This window comes from Gilliamella sp. GillExp13 (assembly GCF_001690815.1).
Taxonomy (GTDB): Bacteria; Pseudomonadota; Gammaproteobacteria; order Enterobacterales; family Orbaceae; genus Gilliamella; species Gilliamella bombi.
Window position 1 is genome coordinate 92,491 of sequence record NZ_LZHJ01000028.1, and the last position, 20,705, is coordinate 113,195.

Genomic DNA, 20,705 nt, shown 5'->3' on the forward strand with positions numbered 1-20,705 from the left:
TAAATTTATAGAGACAAGAATAAATATGCCTACCACGAAAAAAAAAGTAAGTGTTTTAAATCTGATCCTTATTCTTATTACGTTGTTAGCGATAAGTGTTGCGGCCTATTTGTGGTTTCAAAATCACTCACAAAGTACAACTAAAGCACAAGAAGACCCCGAAGTTACGTCACCGGTATTTTTAACATTAAAACCGTTTACTATTTCATTACCTGTCTCAGAAGATAATATTGAAATTAATAAAATCATTTATATTGGAATAGTTTTGCGTATCGCTGATGAAGATCAAAGAACGGTGTTATTAGATTATTTACCAGAAGTAAGAAGTGACGTGCTACTTTTAACTTCAAAACAGTATGTCAACAAACTAAAGCAAGAATCGGGAAAAGTTGATTTACAAGAACAGATAAAAAATACCTTATCAAGACAATATGATGCAAAACATTGGGTAAAAGTTGATGAAGTTCTATTTACTGATTTTATTATACGGTGATTGCTATGCCCAATAAGATAGAGCCCATAACGGATTTAAATGAAAATAGTGATGCTGTACAACTATCTGATAGTTTTGTTAACGATGTTGACGATAGCAGTATTGATGCTTCTTCTTTTTCGTTACCTTCTGGTAAAAAGGTTAATGTTAAACCTTATGATTTATCGGTAAAACATCGCTTTATTCCTGAACGATTAACCGCATTAGAAATCATTAATGAACGTTTTGCTCGTCAGTTTAGAATTGGGCTATTTAATAGATTGCGTCGCAATGCTGATGTAGTTGCATCGCCTATTGAACCACAAACATTTGAGGAATTTTCTGATATTTCATTGGAAAACCATTTAAATTTAGTTCATCTTAACCCATTAAGAGGTTCAAGCTTATTTTCATTTTCACCTGAATTAGTCTTTATTATCGTTGATTCATTATTTGGAGGAGACGGGCATACAACTAAAATAAAAACACAAGGACGAGAATTTACCCACACCGAACAGCAAATCATAAAACGAGTATTAGAATTAGCATTAGTTATTTATCAAAATGCATGGGCTGATGTATACCCAATTGAAACCGAATATATTCGCTCTGAAATGCAAAGCAAATTTACCAACATTACCAGTTCACCTGATGATGTCGTGCTAACAACAAACTTCAAAGTCGAAGTGGGTCATAGCAAAGCAACATTTTGCATTTGTATCCCTTATTCTATGGTTGAACCAATCAAAGAGTTGCTAATAAAGCCGCCTATCGAAGAACAGACTTATCAAGATGATAATATCTGGATGAGTTCATTAACCACTGGAATTAAACAATCATCTGTCGAATTAGTTGCCAATTTTACCCATATTCATACAACTGTTGAAAAACTGTTGGCGTTAAAAGTTGATGATATTTTAACAATTGAAAAACCAACAAATATAGATGTAACAGTTGGCGGTGTACCAGTATTAAAAGGCCATTACGGTAAAGTAAATAAACAGTATGCAATTCAAGTAGAACAGGTCATTAATCCTGTGATAGAACAACTGAATGAGGGAGTGTTCAATGACTGACATTATACCAAATAACGACGAAGACCAAGAAGAAAAAGTAATGAATGATGAACTTATCACTAAAGAGGCTATTTTTGAAACATTATCTCCGCAACAAACAGAAGATAAAAAGCAAGATATTAATCTTATATTAGATATACCTGTTTATTTAAGCGTTGAACTTGGTCGAACAAAAATAGCTATTAAAGATCTATTAAATCTAACCCAAGGTTCGGTAATTGCATTGGATGGGCTTGCAGGAGAACCATTAGATATATTAATTAACGGTTATTTAATAGCTCAAGGCGAAATTGTGGTAGTTGGCGATAACTATGGTGTACGTATCACCGATATTATTACTCCATCAGAGCGTGTAAGAAGATTAAGCCGTTAATGACAATAAAGCAACCTAATTTGATTCAACCTACGGTTGGTGCAACCAATACTAATACCTTATCGCCATCGTCTTCTGATTTAAATATTTATACCGAAATTGGATCGTCAATGGGATTAACGCTTATTGTGATCATCGGTTTTATTTTATTGCTAGGATGGCTCGCAAAACGAATGGGTTGGAAAAAAACGACCGAACAATGGATTGCCGTCAAAGCCACATATAACATTAATCCTAAAGAACGTATTATGGTTATTCACGTTGATAACCAATTATTAGTGGTAGGTGTTACTCCTCAACAAATGACATTGTTACATACCATCAATGAAGAAAGAACCAAAGTGTTACTTTCGCAAAATGGAGCAGATAAAAATCTTACGAAAATTAACTCATTTCAACAGATATTACAATCCGCTTTAAAAGTGAAAAAGGAGTAACAACAAGTGCGATTAAATTTAACTATTTTGCTAAGTTTATTGCTATTTAGCTTATCTAGCCATGCTGAAACTTCAGCTTTAACTAACATAAATCAGTCCCTAACAGGTGGGCAAAATTGGTCGTTACCAGTTGAAACATTAGTCTTTTTAACATTGCTCACTTTTATACCAGCAATATTATTATTGATGACCAGTTTTACAAGAATTATCATTGTGTTAGGTCTGTTACGTAATGCCCTAGGTACGCAATCAGCACCGCCGAATCAAGTTATTTTGGGAATTTCGCTTTTTATGACATTTTTTATTATGTCGCCAGTCATTGATAAAATTTATCAAGAAGCGTATGTGCCATATTCACAAAATCAAATCACCATGCAAGAAGGATTAACAAAAGCAACTAAACCATTACAAGAATTTATGCTTACCCACACGCGAGAAAATGACCTAGCGTTATTTGTTAACATGTCTCATCAAAACGACATTCAAACACGTGAAGACGTTCCCCTAAAAGTATTAGTTCCTGCTTTTGTGGTGAGTGAATTAAAAACAGCGTTTCAAATTGGTTTTACAATTTTTATTCCATTCTTAGTAATTGATCTAGTGGTAGCAAGCACGCTTATGGCATTAGGAATGATGATGGTGCCACCAGCGACAGTATCATTACCATTCAAATTAATGTTATTTGTCTTGGCTGATGGTTGGCATTTATTACTTGGATCATTAGCACAAAGCTTTTTTAGTTGAGTCGCACTATGTCATCTGAATATATCAGCACGTTAGCCATACAAGCGATAAAAGTTGCGGCATCATTAGCTGGACCGTTATTATTAGCCGCATTAGTAACAGGGTTAATCATTAGCTTATTACAAGCTGCGACGCAAATTAACGAAATGACATTATCATTTATTCCCAAGATCATAGTGGTCATTGTGGTTTTAATAATATTGGGTCCATCAATGCTATCAACCATGATCGACTATATCCAAACCGTTATTACAGATATTCCTAACTTAACCCGTTAAATGTAATGGAATTTGATATCAACAATTTATTTAATATCGATTTCTTTTCTTGGATTAGGGACTATTTTTTCCCTTTTGTTCGTATCTTAGCGTTGATCATGGTAGCGCCCATTTTTGGCGAAAAGGAAACGCCTAATCGAGTTAAAATTGGCCTAGCGCTACTCACTACGATTGTACTGCCACATCCACATATTGATGACAATATAAAAATATACTCATTTATAGGAATATGGATTATTGCACAACAAATAATGATTGGAATACTTATTGGTTTTACCATGCAGTTGGCATTTATGACAGTGCGATTTTCAGGAGAATTAATTGGGATGCAAATGGGGCTAGGAATGGCGACCTTTTTTGACCCTATTGGCGGTCCATCAACATCAGTATTATCGCGCTTAATTAACATCATTGCTTTATTAATATTTCTCAGTCTTGATGGCCATTTATGGTTGTTATACGGCATATCAAATAGTTTTGATATTATTCCGATTGCAGTAATGCCATTACAAGCGAATGGATACTTAGCATTAATTGAAGTCAGCAAACTATTATTTATCAACGCAATCATGTTAGCACTTCCTTTAATGACATTGCTATTAATCATCAACATATCATTAGGACTACTTAACAGAATGACGCCACAGCTATCTATATTTGTGGTTGGTTATCCAGCGACCCTATTCTTAGGGTTAATCATGCTAACTTATTTAATTACAACACTACCCGCATTTACTGAATTTATTTTTGAACAAATGTTTGAGCGAATTTCTAGTATCTTATGGTATTTAACTCAATGATATAAATTGATCACACAGTCGTATTTAATTTACCTATTCAACTTGACTTGCTTTTTGTAGATATTGAGTGAGGTTACTATTCTATAATATTGATTTAAAATAGATTTCTATAAAAAAGATAATGAATGCTTAAATAAAAATAATGATCTAACTAAGCATTTTTATTGTATGATAGATTATATTAATTAAAACTAAACAGATTAATGCTGATAAAATCAGCATTAATAAAATAATTAACTAAGCTTTTTTTACAAAACAGGCTTTAAGCATTATTTTCATACCGTCAATTTTACAATCGATTTCGTGATCACCTTCGACTAAACGAATGCCTTTGGCTTTAGCACCTTTTTTCAGCACTGTTGAAGATCCTTTCAATTTTAGATCCTTAATCAAAATAATATCGTCGCCATCAGCAAGTAAATTACCATTGCTATCTTTTACCTGTAATCCAACATCAGAAGACACAGCTTCGTTTGGATCCCATTCGTGGGCGCATTCAGGGCAAACACAAAAGCTGCCATCATGATAAGTGTGTTCAGATTGGCAAACAGGGCAATTAGGTATAGATTCCATAGCTTATAACTCTTATAGATTAAATAAAATGGTGTTTACTATAGCAAAAAAATGCTATTAAGTCATGGATGTTGTCTATTCGCTATTGTTAGGATCTAAAATAGTGATATACAAAAATATAGAAAGTATTAATTATGTTTTTGTAAAGGTTAATGATTAAGTTTTAATATTAATAAGCAAATATGTCATTTTAAGTAGTAGACTCGTTATTTTATATTTTTGGTGAAATAAAATATCGACAGTGACCAAGCTCGATTTAGGGGGATTTTTTTCAGAATCTCCTAAAAATCCTTCTTTAATAAAAAATCAAATAAAATCAGTACTCTACCTGAACGATTTTATACCTTCAAAAGGCGCTTATTTCACCAGTCAAAACCGACCAACTAATCTTATTTTACCTCACCACGAACAATTATTTACAATAAATTAACAAAAAGCTAGCCAACCATTTTTTTAATGGTTATACTTTCAACGCTATAGGGAAACAAGCTTATTAAATAAGCAAATAATTATAAAAATATAAATAAAACAAATAATTACTTGACAGGTGAACCATAATGCATTATCATTTTAGGCACAAGGCACAAGGCACAAGCACTGGCAAACCTATGTCTTAAGTTTATCAAATAATCTTATTCGACGAGTTTTTACACGAAACTTGTTTATATCTTCCAAATTATTTCTCAACGAATTATCGAAATTATCGCTCAAATCACCTAAAACAGCTCTGCTAGTATCAGCACTGTTATTGTCATTGCCATGGAATAATGTACAGGCGAATGACAAAAAGTATCGAGCGGATAATCGTAGTGATGCAATAATGCTACAACCGTCGCCAGTTATCAATTATGTAAGGCCGGCTGTATATTTTGGTAACGGCAAATATGCAGGCCCAGTTGACATATGGAATCCTAGTAAAGGCTTCTTAGTTCAATCAACCAATCCTGAATCATACAACCTAAATTTCCCGACCACGGGTGCGCATAATTTATATTTTGATTTACTCATAACTGGAGATATAGAAGAATTGACATGGGAACCAGTCACGCATGAGGGAATCACTGCGACAGTGACAAATGTTGTAGCTAATGATAAGTGGCTTCCTGATGAGGATAAGGGACAAGTTGTAGCTCGTGTTAAGCTAACCGGTCCAGATGCAAGTAATCAATGGTACAATCCTAATCCTAGCCGAATAGCTAAGCCATGGTTACCGCAGAAGTTTGAGTTAGTGGGTAGAGATATATATGGCGGTGAGGTAGTAAAATATGGATTTGTGTTGAGACAGTGGTTAGTCAATCGGGGTAGTCAACGGAAAATTTATAGTGAGCATTTAGCATGGTGTAATAGTTTGGGTTATCGAATGCCACGGGTAAGAGATTTAACCAATTCAAACTATAATAATTTAGGTGCAACACCTAGTTCATCAGGTGCTCATTACAAGCGTCACATAGGCGCTGGCTTTTTCACGGAGTGGGGCTACCTGCCCTACTACACTGATGTGGGCTTCGTCGACGGCGGCTGCTGGACGAGCGACGCAACAGGTAGCGACCAGTTCTATGTCTTCTCGGACGTCGGCTACGTCTACAGCACCAGTTTCAGCAACTCCCGCTATGGCCTTTGCACCGCACCTTAGCTTTTAGCGTTTAGTTCTTAATCCTTAGGGCGCGGAAGGGGGTTACGGTGCTTGAGAGGATAATATAACAAAGAATAAAGCCCCCGCGTAAGTTGGGGCGTTTTCCTTAGGGTTGCGCTATTGTGGCAAAGCCACAATAGCGCAACCCCCGCCGCCGCCGCTGAAACCACCGCACCAATCTATTTTATTCACCAAAATAAAAAGGCCTTATTTTTCACTAAAAATCTGTCAGAAAAGGTTATGATTTTATTAAAGTTTTTTTAACTGTTTTTTTACCAAAAAACACCCCTAACACACTGGCAATAAAGCCACAAAACCTTTATACTATATAGCAGTTTTTAGTATGACAAATGGCATACTAATATAATTCGTTCTTTAACATCATCAATTGGAATAAATTTATGCATCCGATGCTGAATATTGCTATTCGTGCTGCTCGTAAAGCAGGTAATGTAGCCATCAAGGCTTATGAAAACCCTAGTTCAATCGAAATCGAAACCAAAGGCGTTAATGATTTTGCCACTAATGCCGATCGTGCGGCTGAAGCTTTGATTATTGAAACAATCAAAAAAGCTTATCCTGACCATACTATCATTGCCGAAGAAAGCGGCTTAGCTAAAGGTAATGATGCCGATACTCAGTGGATAATTGACCCAATTGATGGTACGACCAATTTTATTAAAAATATCCCTCATTTTGCAGTGTCTATCGCAGCTCGGGTTAAAGGTAAAACCGAAATTGCTGTTGTTTATAATCCAATGAGTAATGAGCTGTTTACGGCTGCTCGTGGTAAAGGCGCCCAACTTAATGGTTATCGTATTCGAGTGAGTAATGCGAAAGATTTAGACGGTAGCGTGCTAGCAATGGCTTTTCCGTTTAAAGCTAAACAATATAGCGATAGTTATTTTGGCGTATTACAAAAATTATTTGTTAGATGTGGCGATTTTCGTCGCACTGGTTCTGCCGCTTTAGATCTTGCCTATGTTGCTGCAGGTCGTTTAGATGGCTTTTTTGAAATTGGCTTAAAACCATGGGATATTGCTGGCGGTGAGTTGATTTTGCGTGAAGCTGGTGGCGTTATTACCGATTTTGCAGGTGGCAATAATTATATGGTTTCGGGCAATGTTGTTGCGGGTAATCCTAGAATTGTTAAGGATTTATTAGTTTCTACTCAAAACGAGTGGCCCGAAAAATTACGTAACTAACGTTATCTTTTTTATTTCCTCTTATTTTGATCGCAAGTTAAATTCTTGCGATCTGTCTAGTATTTTTCTGCATTGTTATCAATTTTGAGTATATACTAATCAATAATCGTATAAAAATTAAGGCTGCATTTTATGAAGACAATACAATATCATCTTAATATTGAAGGAATGAGTTGTGCCTCTTGTGTTAGTCGTGTAGAAAAAGCAATTAAAAAAGTTGATGGTGTGACTGATGTCAGTGTTAATCTGGCTACTGAGAAAGCAACTATTAATGCAGATACTCATGTTAAACTTGAAGCATTAATGTCTGCGGTTGATAAAGCGGGCTATCGTGCTATTAAAATTTCAGATCAACAATCAGGTACAAAGAAAGTTAAAAAACAAGCACCTATTTGGCCGATTGTGATTTCTGTTATTTTAGCCATTCCTTTTGTGTTACCTATGTTATTAGAACCTTTTGGGTTTCATTTGATGATGCCAGCTTGGTTACAACTGGTTATTGCATCTATTGTGCAATTTGGACTTGGTGCTAAATTTTATCGAAGCGGTTTTAATGCGGCTAAAGCGTTGTCGGGTAATATGGATTTATTAGTGGCCATTGGTACTAGTGCGGCATATGGGTTATCAGTTTATCAGCTTATCATGGGCAATGATGAGCACCTTTATTTTGAATCATCAGTTATTATTATTACCTTAATTTTGCTTGGTAAGTGGTTAGAATCAAGAGCTAAACATCAAACCACACAAGCAATTGAGGCTCTGTCTGCGTTACGCCCTGATGTTGTTTTAGTAAGGCGTGATAATCAAGAAATCAGTTTACCCATTAACCAAGTTAAAGTGGATGATATTGTTATTATTAAGCCAGGGGAGCGCATTCCAGTTGATGGCATTGTGATTGAAGGTGCATCTAGTAGTGATGAATCAATGCTAACAGGTGAGAGTTTTCCTGTAAATAAAGCCGTTAATGATGTTGTTACTGGCGGTACAATTAATGGCGAAGGGTTACTTATCGTTAAAACTACAGCGATTCAAGCGGATTCTACTTTATCTAAAATCATTGAAATGGTTGAATCTGCTCAGGCTAAAAAAGCACCAATTCAACGAGTTGTTGATCGCATCAGTGCTATTTTTGTGCCTGTGATTTTATTGATTGCACTTGTTACGTTATTGGCTTGGGGGATGATATCGCATGATTGGCAACAAGCATTACTCCATGCGGTGGCTGTGTTAGTGATTGCTTGCCCTTGTGCATTAGGCTTGGCAACACCAACAGCAATTATGGTTGGTACAGGAGTGGCTGCTCGTCATGGCATTTTAATTAAAGACGCCGAGGTGTTAGAAACACTGCATAATATTAATATGGTTGCATTTGATAAAACAGGTACATTAACCATAGGTAAACCAGAATTAGTTGAAATGGATATTATGGGTAGCGAGACGCCCGATCAAATTTTATCGCTCGCCGCATCATTACAAGCAGGTAGTGAGCATCCACTTGCTAAAGCTATTTTAAGTAAAACTAAAGAGTATCATTATGCTCAAAATATTACTTCGGTAGCTGGTTTAGGAGTGATGGCAACCGTTGATAATACCGAATATTATTTAGGTAGTTTGCGTTGGATGAAATCATTAAATGCCTATTTTGTTGGTATGGACGATAAAATTAATCAGTTATCGAGTAAAGGTTATACCATTTCATTTTTAGCGAAACAGCAATCAGAAGGTAATGTGGTGATATTAGCACTCTTGGGTTTTGCCGATGTAATAAAGGGGGAAGCCGAAAAAGCTATTCAAGCATTACATCAGTTAAATGTAAAAACCGTTATGTTAACTGGTGATAACCAGAAAGCAGCTAATTATGTAGGGCAGCAGTTAAGCTTCGATAAGGTTATTGCTGAAGTATTACCGCAAGATAAAGCAAACTATATTTATCAACTACAAAAAAGTGAAGATATAACTGGTAATAAGACGGTGGCAATGGTAGGAGATGGTATTAATGATGCTCCAGCCTTGGCGGCTGCCGATATTGGTATTGCTATGGGCACAGGCACCGATGTGGCTATGCATGCAGCAAGTATTACTCTAATGCGTGGTAATCTGTTTTTGATTGCTGATGCGATCGATATTTCGCGCCGAACCTATAATAAAATTAAACAAAATTTATTTTGGGCATTTTTCTATAATTTAATTGGTATTCCGCTAGCGGCATTGGGATTTTTAAATCCAATGATAGCTGGTGCCGCTATGGCGTTAAGTAGTGTTAGCGTTGTAACCAATGCACTTTTACTTAAACGTTGGAAGGCAAAATCAGAAAACCAATAATATAAGATTTTTGTTTTGAATTAAGGAGGCTTAAAGCCTCCTTTATATTGATTAGAAGACAAATTAACTTAATTCATTCTACAAATAAGCGTACATTCTTGTTAAAAAGTTTCAGGTAACATAGTGTTTGAGTATAAAAAGTATCAAAAAAGTACGTCCAATATTGTTCAATAGTAATAATAACCAAGATAATTATGCCTTATTTTGTTTACTGAATTATTTTAGGTTGGTATCGATCTAATAGCATGTTATTAAATTTATTTTCTGGGTCTAATAGTGCTTTAAGTTTAAAAAAGCGATCTGCTTGTGGGTATGCGCGCTGAAATTGTTTACGAGTTGCATGTAATTGATACGGTAAATAATAACTTCCACCCTTTGCTAATACTGCATCGATTAATTCTCGTGTCCAGATTCCTACTTTCTTTTTGCTTTGTTCATCAGTATCTTGTTGATAATAAATAACAAAAGCAAACACTTCGGTTTTAGCCCATGCTAGTAATGAACCGCTATCAGGATTTGCATGACGAATCGAAATATTAATCACATTGGCCTGATGTTTTTTTAGGATAGCAATTAATTCAGGGTAAAAATCCTCAAACCGCTCTACAGGGATAAAATACTCCTGTAGAGCAAAACTTTTATTTTTGCTTTTAATTGGCTGTAAATTCGACACATCATAACTGGCTTCATAATTACGCCACATTACTGGTTGTTTTGTATAATCTATATCATCATACAATTTACGTAAATGCTTGCCTAAATTTGATGAGGCAACAATTTTTATTTTTTGTTCCTGTTCAAACGAATATTGGTCGGTTGGGCGTAATCTGTCCAAAATAGTCAATGGTTCTTGTGTTTCTTTAAAAGTGACAGCACGAACTTTTTCAAAATCTGGTGGGTAAATTACCGAATTGTGGAATATGGCACTTTTGTCAGAACGAATCTGTTGCATAAAATATGGGTAATACTTGGTAATTGGCATAACATCGCTAATGCGTTTTACTTTAACATTATCAACAAGTTGCAAAGTGACTTCTGTAATTACGCCTAATCCACCATAACCGCCGATAGCACCATAAAATATATCTTGATTTTCTTTTGGACTGGCTTCGACAATAGCGCCATCAGCTAGGACAATTTTGAACTTCTCAACAGATAAAATCATAGGGCCTTCTCCGATATAACGCCCATGCACATTTACACTAAGCGAACCACCAATACTAAAATTGGCATAGCTTTGCATAATTTTTACTGATAAATTGTAGGGATCAATCAATTCCTGTACTTGACGCCAAGTTGCGCCTGTTTCAATGGTTAAAAGTTTCTTCTCAGGGTTGAAATCAATTACATGGTTGAGTTTTTGTGTATCTATTTGAATTCCATTGCTTATTGCTGTTTGTCCACCCATGCTGTATTTGCCACCAGCTATACTAATTGGACCAGAGGTATTTTTAACTAATTCTGAGACTTGTTGAGTCGATTCTGGTTGCATAACCGCAGATGCTTGTACAGGTGTCATACCTGTAACATCATTTACAACGACAGCTTGCGTTTTTAGTGGTAGTAGCAAGAAAAGACAGTAGCTCAATAAAGTTAATTTTTTCATTGTAAGTTATTATTTATTTTTGATATATTAGGAATATGATTTTATCTATACAAATTAAATAAATCAATGCTTCTATAATTTTTATGTGTTTATTCTTGAATAAGTTTGAAAATGAGTTGCCATTCCAATTCTATATCTCAATTCTAATTTCTTATCACTCTATAAAACGTTTAACCCAATCAGTGATAGTCATTTTTTCTTTATGAAAAGGCGTTATATTTTATATTCATTACAATCGTTTCCAAATTATTGTAAAAAACTTGAGTGATTTCTATATGGTATGGGTTTTTACTTATTTAGCTAGGATTTGAAACTAATTACCGCTAAAATACGACGCAATTGTGTTGGCTATGGGATAAATCAAAAATAAACCGATGATACTTTCATGCCAAAGTAAATGAGTTAATGAGGTTGAACGTTGTGATTACATCTGAAGAGATTAAAAGTCGCTTATGGGATGGTGCCAATGAACTGCGTGGTTCGATGGATGCCAGTCGTTATAAAGACTATATGTTAGGTTTAATGTTTTATAAATTTTTAAGCGATAAAACATTATCATCATTTAAAATGATGATAACCAGAGATGAGATCACGCAGTCCGAGCTTATCGCTAATTATCATAAAAGCATGGCTGAACGTGGTCCTCAATTAGAAAGCATGCTGCAAAATACACTAGGTTATTATGTTTTACCCGAACACCTTTATCAAACTTGGATTGAAGATATAAATAAAGGTAATTTTGAAGTGCAAAAAGTGATCGACAGCTTAAATCACTTTGAACGTTCAATTGCCAATAGCAAAGATGCCGATGACTTTAAGAATCTGTTTTCTAATTCAACCTTAGATTTAACCGATACTGCACTTGGTAGTAATTTACATGAGCGCAGTAAAAATATTAAAGCCTTAATCTTATTATTTGCCGATCTTGATATGGTCGCTTTACAAAAAGGCGATGTATTAGGCGATGCTTATGAATACCTGATTGGGCAATTTGCCATGGAAGCGGGTAAAAAAGCGGGAGAATTCTATACACCACGTCAAGTGAGTGAAGTAATGGCACAAATTGCCGCCAAAACGCCAAATATTCGGTCAATTTATGATCCAACGGTGGGGTCAGGCTCATTGTTACTAACTGTTAAAAAACATTTAACGAAACAAGCGCAACAAAGCTTAACCTATTACGGTCAAGAAAAAAATACCGCTACTTATAATTTGGTGCGGATGAATTTATTACTGCATGAAGTCAAACCCAATAAAATGACTATTAGAAATGGCGATACTTTAGCCCATGATTGGCCAGAAGATCCTGAGCGCCCTTGTGAGGGCGTCCAATTTGATGCGGTGGTAATGAATCCGCCTTATTCAGTCAAAAACTGGAATCGCGCAGGATTAAAAGTCAGCGATCCCCGTTTTGAAATAGCTGGCGTATTACCGCCCGATTCAAAAGGTGACTTTGCCTTTTTATTACATGGACTATTCCATTTAGGGCAAAGTGGCACTATGACGATCGTACTGCCACATGGGATCTTATTCCGTGGCGTGGCTGAAGGCGAAATCCGCAAACGATTATTAGAAAAAAACTATATTGACACTGTAATTGGCTTGCCAAGTAATCTTTTTACCAACACTGGCATCCCCGTTGTGGTTTTAGTGTTAAAAAAGAATCGTCAACTGACTGATCCGGTATTAATCATTGATGCATCAAATACCTTTATAAAAGTCGGTAAGCAAAATGTCTTGCAAGAAAAAGACATCGCCAAAATTGTTGATACTTATGTATTACGTCAAGAGCAAACTGGCTATAGCCATTTAGCCACTCGTCAAGAGATTATCGCCAATGAATACAACCTCAATATCCCCCGTTATATTGATGCCATTGATGATGATATTGCTCACGACGTCGAAGGTCATTTATTAGGTGGCATACCACAGCACAATATTGAGCAACTTGCTGTTATCCGTGCCACCACGCCCGACTTATTGCAGTCGGCATTAGTGCCTGTGCGTCCGCACTATTTCACCTTAAAAGAAGAGATTAGCGAATTAAGCACTAAAATCTTAAATGATGAACGGATACGACAGCAATCGGCGCAATTAGCGCAGCAAACGCAAGCTTATATTGACAGCTATTGGTCACAAATCATTGCAGTTAATGATGCAGAGCAAATTCACCCACTAATGGAAGCCATGTTAAACGACATAAAAAGCCTGCTAACTAGCTTTAATCACATTGATATCTATGACGGCTATCAGATTATTGCCGAAATTTGGCAAAATGCATTACTGCATGATATTGAAATTATTTCAGCGCCTAAAACTAATTTTTATACCGCAGCACGTAACCGAGTGCCCAATATGGTCAACAAAGGTAGCGGTGCTAAAAAACGGTCTGAGCAAGACGGCTTTATCAGCAGTCTGATTCCAAGCGAATTAATTGCCAGTGAATTATATGCCGATGAGCTAACCAATATCGACAACAATAAACAGCAAATCCAAACGCTAGAAAGCGAACTTGCGGATCTGGTCGAAGCGGCCAAAGTGGAAGACAGCCCGGAGTACGATGCGCTGTATGAATCGTTGAAAAAGAACGATGATGACGAACCATTAGACTCATTTGATAATAAAAAACTCAAACAAGAGTTAAAAGATACACCAAAAGATACTGAAGCCTATGTAATACTTAAAAAAGTCGATAAATTAATCAGCCAAAAATCGACATTAAGTAAACAGATTAAAGCGGACGAGTTGGCATTAAAAGAAGCGGTACAAGAACGGATTTTAAACTTAACGGATCAAGAAATTGACAGGCTAATGTACAAAAAATGGTTTGGCAATACCATTGCGTTACTGAGCGAATTAATCGAAAAACCGATTAAAGCCGAATTAAAAACCCTACAAATGTTAAACGAACGTTATCAAGATACCTTAACTTCGATTGATAAAGAGATCGAGCAACTCGAAGCCGAGTTACAAGCGATGATGCAAGATCTGGTGGTAACGCAATGAGTGCAAGTAAAAAATTAGTTCCTAGGCGACGGTTTAAGGGGTTTGAGGGGGCTCAAATTTGGAAACAATCATATTTCTTACAAGTTATCATTCATATTATCGACTTTAGAGGTAGGACTCCTAAAAAATTAGGCATGGATTGGAGTGAATGCGGCTTTTTGGCGCTTTCTGCCTTAAATGTTAAAAATGGTTATATTGATTTTAGTGCAGATGCACATTATGGGGATAATAATTTGTATCTAAAATGGATGGGGGGAAATGAATTAAGAAAAGGGCAGGTTATATTTACTACAGAAGCTCCAATGGGAAATGTAGCACAAATCCCCGACGATAATGGATATATTCTAAGCCAACGCACAATTGCTTTTGAAGTTAACAAATCAGAAATTACTGATGATTTTTTAGCTATATTGTTAAAATCACCTAGCATATATAATTCATTATTGATGATGACAAGTGGTGGCACAGCAAAAGGAGTTAGTCAAAAATCATTAAGTACATTAAAAATTAATTTACCTAGCTCAATAACTGAACAAACCCAAATAGGTGAATTCTTTAAGAAACTTGATAACCTTATTAATACTCAACAAAAAAAATTAGAAAAAGCCAAAACCCTAAAATCTGCCTATCTGACGGAAATGTTTCCAAGTAGGGGAAAATTACAACCTAAGTTACGGTTTAGTGGGTTTAAAGAAGACTGGAATAATAAGGAACTGGTTCAGTTATTAAAATATGAACAACCAACTAAGTATATTGTAAATAATGTTGACTATAATGACGCTTATAAAATCCCTGTTTTAACAGCAGGGAAAAGTTTTATATTGGGTTATACGAATGAAGAAAACAATATTTATAAAGCAAATATTAATAACCCTGTCTTCATATTTGATGATTTTACTACTTTGTCACACTATGTTGACTTCCCCTTTAAAGTTAAGAGTTCAGCAATAAAAATTTTAACGCTAAAAAATCAGAATTATAATTCTGTCTTTGTTTATTACGTATTGAGAAATATTATGTATGTACCTCAAAATCATGAAAGGCATTGGATTTCAAAATTTTCGAAGTTTGAGGTTTCTGTTACTTGTGAAGTAGAACAACAACAAATCGGTAATTTCTTTAAATTACTCGATAACAAAATCGCCCTAGAACAAAAAAAACTAGATAAATTAAAAAACATCAAACAAGCTTATTTAAACGAAATGTTTGTATAAAAAGGAGTTAAGGAATGAGTCAGGTTGTAAAAGATGCCGCAGAAAAAACCTTTCAAGAAAACTTTGTTAAAGAATTAGAAATATATAAATGGCGGGCACCTGACTTTTTAGATGGTAATCGACGTAAAGTAACGGTTAATGATTTAGTCACCCACTGGCGGAGTGAACTTAATCGGCTTAATGCTGATCAGCTTGAGGGCGTTGAGTTAACCGATAACGAATTTAGCCAAGTAATGGCAAAAGTTAACCAACTACAAAACAGCTACCAAGCGGCAAAACTGCTCGCCATGGAAGAGTCAAAAGGCAAAATCGATGGCATCTATCGCGATGATAACCCGCTTATCACCCGTAAACAAATCACCTTAACTATCTTTAAAAAACCCGAGGTGCGTGGCGGTGATTCCTGTTATCGCATTGCCCGCGAAGTGCAAACACCTAACGGTAACCGTTTTGATTTGGTGCTGTTAATTAATGGTTTACCGTTAATTAATATCGAACAAAAACGTACCGATAAAAACCTTGACGAGGCATTCGAACAGTTTAAGCGTTATTATCGAGATGGCGAATATAGCAACAATTTTATGGCTTTTTCGCAAATGATGGTAATAAGTAGCGAAATCGAAACCCGTTACTTTGCCACGCCCAAAACAATTAATGACTTTAATCCTAGCTTTGTGTTTCATTGGGCGAATAAATCAAATCAACCGATCAATCATTGGCAGCAAGTAATAGAACAATTTTTAATGATCCCAATGGCGCATCAAATGGTGGGCGACTACCTAGTCATTGATGAAGCCAAAGAAGAAGAAAACCGCCGACATATGCTAATGCGCCCTTATCAGGTCTTTGCTTTGCAAGCGGTTGAAGGGGCGGCATTTGGTTGGGATAATCCTGACAAAAAACCACATGGCGGATTTGTTTGGCATACTACAGGTTCCGGTAAAACCATTACCAGCTTTAAAACAGCTCTATTTTTATCGACCCGTGCAGGTTTTGATAAAGTGGTCTTTTTGGTCGATCGGCGTGAACTTGATAGCCGTACCAGTGATAACTTTAAAGCTTATGCTGCTTTTGAACCAGTCACCGTTGATGATACGCACAGCACCGCGCAGCTTAGAAAACACCTTAGCTCGCCACACAATGGTATTGTGGTAACCACTATCTTTAAACTGCATAATTTGGTTAAAGCCTTAGAGGAAGGCAAGGATAGTCACTTAGCCGATAAAAAAATCGTCTTTATTGTTGACGAAGCGCACCGTTCCACTATGAAAAATATGATGGGCGAAATAAAAAGCCATTTTAGAATAAATGGGCTATTTTTTGGATTTACAGGTACGCCGCTTTTTGACGAAAACAAAATTAAAGGCAAAATAAACGAAAACAGCGAAGTGATTAACACTACCGAAAAGCTATTTGGTCCTAAATTACATCAATATACCATTGATGAAGCCATTGCTGATGGTAACGTGCTTGGATTTCATGTCGATTACATCAATACGGGTGAATTTAGCAGTTATGACGATTTACGCGATAAGCTTATTGAGCGTATAAAAATCGAAAAACCAGAACAATCCGATCGCGAAATCGCCCGATTAGTACATAGCTGGAGCGAAAGCGAAGTTGAAAAGCAAGCCATTGATAAATCGCTATTAGTTTATCATGATCAAACTCATATACCACAAGTGGTTACAGAGATTTTAAGCAACTGGCAAGCGCAATCGCAACAGCAACAATTTAATGCTATTTTAACCGTCGCTTATAAGGAACGGGTGATTGCCTATTATCAGGAATTTAAAAAACAACTTTCAATCCAACAGCAAAAAATCAATATTGCCATGACCTTTAGCTTTGGTAACGAAAATGATCCGGATAATGTCGATCCCGAAATTATCAACACCATGTTTAATGATTACGCTGAATTTACTGGCATTAAGTTTATCGCAGGTGATAAAAAACATGGTGAACAAGCCTATTTTGAGGATGTGGTCGAGCGTGCTACCCGTGGCGGTAGTGGTCGTAATAGTAAGAATATCGATTTAGTGATTGTTGCTGATCAGCTATTAACAGGCTATGATTCTAAACGACTCAATACTCTTTATGTTGACCGCACCTTAAAGCTACAAAATTTAATTCAGGCTTATTCACGCACCAATCGCGTGTTTGGTTCTAGCAAAGAGTTTGGCACAATTGTAAATTTCCAAACCCCACGCCTGACCGAACAAATGGTTAACCAAGCCCTTGAGCTATATGGTAGTGGTGGTGGTAGTAGCAAAGCGATTGTTGAAACCTATGCCACTGCTGTGCGAATTTTAGCTAACGATTTGGAGCAATTAGTTTTAACCTTAGCCGATCCAACCCAATGGCAATTAATTCAACATGATGATAAAAAACTAACTGAATTTAGCAAAGCATTTAAAATAGCGGCTGATCAGCTTAATATTGTCCAACAATATTATGAATATCAATGGGATAATGCCACTTTTGGTATGACCGAGCACCGTTGGTTGCAATATGTTGGCGCATTTAAAAACTTAACCGCTAAAGAAACTACCACTAAAACGCCAACCATTGTGCCCACTTTAATTGGTAAAACCAAATTAGCAGGCACACAGGTGATTGATGCTGCGCATATCCTTAGCTTAATTGGATCTAAAGTGTCGCATGTTGATGGTGTACAAACCATTAACGACGAAACTAGGCGCATTATCTACGAACAAATTCAAGAATTAAGCCAAATGGGCGAAGATCAGCAAGCAAAAATATTAAAGGAATTTGTCGATACCGAATTATTAACCGGTCGCCTATCTAGCCAAGTCCATTTTGATCAAGCATTTACCAATTGGAAAAACGATAAAATCAAACATGCTGCAAACGAATTTGCCAACGAATGGGGTATTGATAGCAAGCTATTATTACAAGCAATAACTGAGTTTGAACTATCAAAATCGGACATTGTGCCTTATTTTGCTGAAATTATTCAAACAATTGACTTAAGCAAAGCGAATAAAGATATTGATAACTTATTTATGCTAAATTTAGCCTTACATGACGAACTTCCACGTTGGATGACCGAGATTAAACAGCAATTTAACTGATTACTTTTAAATAGATCCAAACCTTTAAAGTAAGGTTAATTAAAAACGGATAATTATTTATGGCTTACTATACCAACATCTTTTCACCCGAAACGTATCAAGCTTTTATGAATTCAGATAAAACAGTATCTGGTTATCGGGTTCGACAAAAATTATTGGCAGAAAAAGTAAAAGCTGGGGATATTTTTATTTGTTATCTCACCCGACTATCTCGCTGGTGCGGGCTGCTTGAAGTGGTTGATGGTCCTTATGAAGATAGCACGCCCCTTTTTTTAGCATCGGATGATCCGTTTATTATACGTTTTCATGTTCGGGTTAAAGTGTGGTTACCATTCCCCCAAGCTATCCCTATGTATACTGACCAAATTTGGCAACATCTTTCTTTTACCCAAAACATTGAGAAAAACAGTAAAGGTTGGACCGGATTGCTGCGTAATAGTTTAAATAAAATCAACGAAAAAGATGGCAAATTATTAATGCGCTGCCTATTACAGCAACATGACATCGCCGCTGATTATCCCCTTAATGAGCAAGATCAAAAGAAATTAAAAACCCATACTGTCAATCGAATCGATAAAGTGATTGAGGTTTCGGTCCCGAGTGATAATGAACTGGTCGATGATGAAGCCCCAAACCAAACAACCCCAGAAGTACGCGAATCGATCAAAATGCAGGCGTTACTTGCCCAAATTGGTGCCTGTATGGGGATGAAGATTTGGCTACCGAAAGCGGATCGCAGCCGGGTATTAAAAGAGTGGAAAAAAGGCACCGAAGCATTATTAGAAAAATTACCACTTAATTATGACGAAACCACCTTAAGCACCATTGAACAAATTGATGTGATTTGGTTAAAAGGGCGCGCTATCACACGCGCGTTTGAAGTCGAACATACCACTTCGGTTTACTCTGGTATTTTACGCATGGCGGATTTACTTGCCTTGCAACCCAATATGAATATTAAACTACATATTGTTGCACCAGATAGCCGGCAGGAAAAGGTGTTTCAAGAAATCCGCCGCCCAGTATTTTCGTTACTAGAAAGTGGACCATTATCGGAGCGTTGCAGCTATATTCCCTACCGCAATTTAAAAGCGCTGAGTAAAGTCAAACATTTAGACCGTATGACTGATGCGGTGTTAGAAGATTATACGGAGCATGAGGAATTGTAAAAATCGATAATACCTGTATTTAATATACACTAAAAAAAGAGCGGTAGTTGATCATCTATAGAATGCAAAACAACGTGCTTTTATTGGTTATTTGATAACAAAGAATTCATCAACAAAGGTAAGGTCTAATGTTGTTAAATAGTGATAATAACCAAGATACATTTCATCTTTATAAATTTTTAAACACATTTGAAAAACGGGTTCATTATAATCTCCCGTTAAAATCACACTTAAGCTTTCATGAAAAGTAAGAGTTTGGGTATCTTGTTTAGTATTAAGTTCCTAGATTACACCATGAAGAGCAATTCTTCTTAGCTCCTTAGAATAAAAATCGGCAGGGCTTTTAAACTTATGCCGTTTTCTTGGGCGTGTGTTCAATAGATATTGTATTTTCTTTATCTGTTTGTCGTCAACTAATGAAATGGCCGCTGACTTAGGTATAAACTGACGTATTAAGCCATTGGTGTTTTCATTTGTGCCTCTTTGCCAGCTTTTATAAGGCTCCGCAAAGTACACGTGGTATTTAAATAATGCTCAATAGCATGATGATAATTAAATTCGGTTCCATTATCAAATGGTGATGCTTTTAACCATTTTTTTAAACGGCGTTAGCAATTTTATTATCATATCTCTCGTTTCGGAGGCGGTACGTTGATTGAGGCGCCCAATTAATACTAGCCCTGTTTTGCGTTCAACTAATGT

The 20,705-nt window shown here is 36.2% G+C and carries 16 protein-coding genes and 1 pseudogene; 14 read left to right on the top strand and 3 right to left on the bottom strand.

Annotation, left to right across the window (positions count from 1 at the left end; genetic code table 11):
• The first annotated feature begins 25 nt into the window (after positions 1-25).
• The 7 genes and pseudogenes from A9G37_RS02635 to fliR all read left to right on the top strand — a co-directional run bounded on the left by A9G37_RS02635 (position 26) and on the right by fliR (position 4,180).
• Positions 26-493, top strand: coding sequence for a flagellar basal body-associated FliL family protein (locus A9G37_RS02635; RefSeq protein WP_034909500.1), 468 nt, complete (start codon positions 26-28; stop codon positions 491-493).
• 5 nt (positions 494-498) lie between these two features.
• Complete coding sequence (fliM, locus tag A9G37_RS02640) at positions 499-1,548, top strand: flagellar motor switch protein FliM (RefSeq protein WP_065561663.1); 1,050 nt, start codon at positions 499-501, stop codon at positions 1,546-1,548.
• A 70-nt stretch (positions 1,549-1,618) separates the two neighbouring features.
• Positions 1,619-1,921: pseudogene (gene fliN / locus A9G37_RS02645) on the top strand (flagellar motor switch protein FliN); the annotation flags it as partial.
• Positions 1,921-2,358: a flagellar biosynthetic protein FliO gene (gene fliO, locus A9G37_RS02650; RefSeq protein WP_034909510.1), complete on the top strand. Its 438-nt coding sequence runs from the start codon at positions 1,921-1,923 to the stop codon at positions 2,356-2,358. The pseudogene fliN and the gene fliO, both read left to right, overlap by 1 nt.
• 6 nt (positions 2,359-2,364) lie before the next feature.
• Positions 2,365-3,102, top strand: a complete 738-nt coding sequence (gene fliP, locus A9G37_RS02655) for a flagellar type III secretion system pore protein FliP (protein WP_034909513.1) — start codon at positions 2,365-2,367, stop codon at positions 3,100-3,102.
• Positions 3,103-3,110: 8 nt separating this feature from the next.
• The gene (gene fliQ, locus A9G37_RS02660; protein WP_034909516.1) at positions 3,111-3,380 is read left to right on the top strand and encodes a flagellar biosynthesis protein FliQ; all 270 of its coding nucleotides are present in this window, start codon (positions 3,111-3,113) and stop codon (positions 3,378-3,380) included.
• 5 nt (positions 3,381-3,385) lie between these two features.
• Entirely contained in the window at positions 3,386-4,180 is a 795-nt protein-coding gene (gene fliR / locus A9G37_RS02665) for a flagellar biosynthetic protein FliR (protein ID WP_051634103.1), read from the top strand.
• Between the two features lie 237 nt (positions 4,181-4,417).
• On the opposite strand, the gene A9G37_RS02670 is transcribed toward fliR, so the two are convergent.
• The gene (locus A9G37_RS02670; RefSeq protein ID WP_034909519.1) at positions 4,418-4,753 is read right to left on the bottom strand and encodes a zinc ribbon domain-containing protein YjdM; all 336 of its coding nucleotides are present in this window, start codon (positions 4,751-4,753) and stop codon (positions 4,418-4,420) included.
• A 658-nt stretch (positions 4,754-5,411) separates the two neighbouring features.
• Between A9G37_RS02670 and A9G37_RS02675 the strand changes: the two genes are divergently transcribed.
• The 3 genes from A9G37_RS02675 (at position 5,412) to A9G37_RS02685 (ending at position 9,913) form a co-directional block, all read left to right on the top strand.
• Positions 5,412-6,386 carry a hypothetical protein gene (locus A9G37_RS02675; protein ID WP_065574534.1) on the top strand — a complete coding sequence of 325 codons (975 nt, stop codon included), beginning with the start codon at positions 5,412-5,414 and terminating at the stop codon, positions 6,384-6,386.
• Between the two features lie 401 nt (positions 6,387-6,787).
• Positions 6,788-7,591, top strand: coding sequence for an inositol-1-monophosphatase (gene suhB, locus A9G37_RS02680; RefSeq protein ID WP_065574535.1), 804 nt, complete (start codon positions 6,788-6,790; stop codon positions 7,589-7,591).
• Between the two features lie 132 nt (positions 7,592-7,723).
• Positions 7,724-9,913 (top strand): heavy metal translocating P-type ATPase, encoded by a 2,190-nt coding sequence (locus A9G37_RS02685; protein ID WP_065574536.1) that lies wholly within the window; start codon positions 7,724-7,726, stop codon positions 9,911-9,913.
• A 208-nt stretch (positions 9,914-10,121) separates the two neighbouring features.
• On the opposite strand, the gene A9G37_RS02690 is transcribed toward A9G37_RS02685, so the two are convergent.
• A complete protein-coding gene (locus A9G37_RS02690) occupies positions 10,122-11,519 on the bottom strand; it encodes an FAD-binding oxidoreductase (RefSeq protein ID WP_065574537.1) in 1,398 nt (465 codons plus the stop codon).
• Between the two features lie 420 nt (positions 11,520-11,939).
• Between A9G37_RS02690 and A9G37_RS02695 the strand changes: the two genes are divergently transcribed.
• The 4 genes from A9G37_RS02695 to A9G37_RS02710 are packed head-to-tail and all read left to right on the top strand — an operon-like array spanning position 11,940 to position 20,003.
• On the top strand, positions 11,940-14,525 hold the full coding sequence (locus A9G37_RS02695; RefSeq protein WP_065574538.1) for a type I restriction-modification system subunit M: 2,586 nt from the start codon (positions 11,940-11,942) through the stop codon (positions 14,523-14,525).
• The gene (locus A9G37_RS12985; RefSeq protein ID WP_065574539.1) at positions 14,522-15,739 is read left to right on the top strand and encodes a restriction endonuclease subunit S; all 1,218 of its coding nucleotides are present in this window, start codon (positions 14,522-14,524) and stop codon (positions 15,737-15,739) included. Before A9G37_RS02695 ends, A9G37_RS12985 begins: the two co-directional genes overlap by 4 nt.
• 14 nt (positions 15,740-15,753) lie before the next feature.
• The gene (locus A9G37_RS02705) at positions 15,754-18,834 is read left to right on the top strand and encodes a type I restriction endonuclease subunit R, EcoR124 family (RefSeq protein ID WP_065574540.1); all 3,081 of its coding nucleotides are present in this window, start codon (positions 15,754-15,756) and stop codon (positions 18,832-18,834) included.
• A 59-nt stretch (positions 18,835-18,893) separates the two neighbouring features.
• Positions 18,894-20,003, top strand: a complete 1,110-nt coding sequence (locus tag A9G37_RS02710) for a hypothetical protein (protein WP_051634104.1) — start codon at positions 18,894-18,896, stop codon at positions 20,001-20,003.
• Positions 20,004-20,285: 282 nt separating this feature from the next.
• On the opposite strand, the gene A9G37_RS12465 is transcribed toward A9G37_RS02710, so the two are convergent.
• Positions 20,286-20,519: an IS30 family transposase gene (locus tag A9G37_RS12465; protein WP_065574266.1), complete on the bottom strand. Its 234-nt coding sequence runs from the start codon at positions 20,517-20,519 to the stop codon at positions 20,286-20,288.
• Positions 20,520-20,705: the final 186 nt, after the last annotated feature.

Bases quoted from the DNA above. Each gene is read 5' to 3' on its own strand.
- A9G37_RS02635 (WP_034909500.1), top strand. From the start codon at position 26: ATGCCTACCACGAAAAAAAAAGTAAGTGTTTTAAATCTGATCCTTATT.
- fliM (WP_065561663.1), top strand. From the start codon at position 499: ATGCCCAATAAGATAGAGCCCATAACGGATTTAAATGAAAATAGTGAT.
- fliO (WP_034909510.1), top strand. From the start codon at position 1,921: ATGACAATAAAGCAACCTAATTTGATTCAACCTACGGTTGGTGCAACC.
- fliQ (WP_034909516.1), top strand. From the start codon at position 3,111: ATGTCATCTGAATATATCAGCACGTTAGCCATACAAGCGATAAAAGTT.
- fliR (WP_051634103.1), top strand. From the start codon at position 3,386: ATGGAATTTGATATCAACAATTTATTTAATATCGATTTCTTTTCTTGG.
- A9G37_RS02670 (WP_034909519.1), bottom strand. From the start codon at position 4,753: ATGGAATCTATACCTAATTGCCCTGTTTGCCAATCTGAACACACTTAT.
- suhB (WP_065574535.1), top strand. From the start codon at position 6,788: ATGCATCCGATGCTGAATATTGCTATTCGTGCTGCTCGTAAAGCAGGT.
- A9G37_RS02685 (WP_065574536.1), top strand. From the start codon at position 7,724: ATGAAGACAATACAATATCATCTTAATATTGAAGGAATGAGTTGTGCC.
- A9G37_RS02690 (WP_065574537.1), bottom strand. From the start codon at position 11,519: ATGAAAAAATTAACTTTATTGAGCTACTGTCTTTTCTTGCTACTACCA.
- A9G37_RS12985 (WP_065574539.1), top strand. From the start codon at position 14,522: ATGAGTGCAAGTAAAAAATTAGTTCCTAGGCGACGGTTTAAGGGGTTT.
- A9G37_RS02705 (WP_065574540.1), top strand. From the start codon at position 15,754: ATGAGTCAGGTTGTAAAAGATGCCGCAGAAAAAACCTTTCAAGAAAAC.
- A9G37_RS02710 (WP_051634104.1), top strand. From the start codon at position 18,894: ATGGCTTACTATACCAACATCTTTTCACCCGAAACGTATCAAGCTTTT.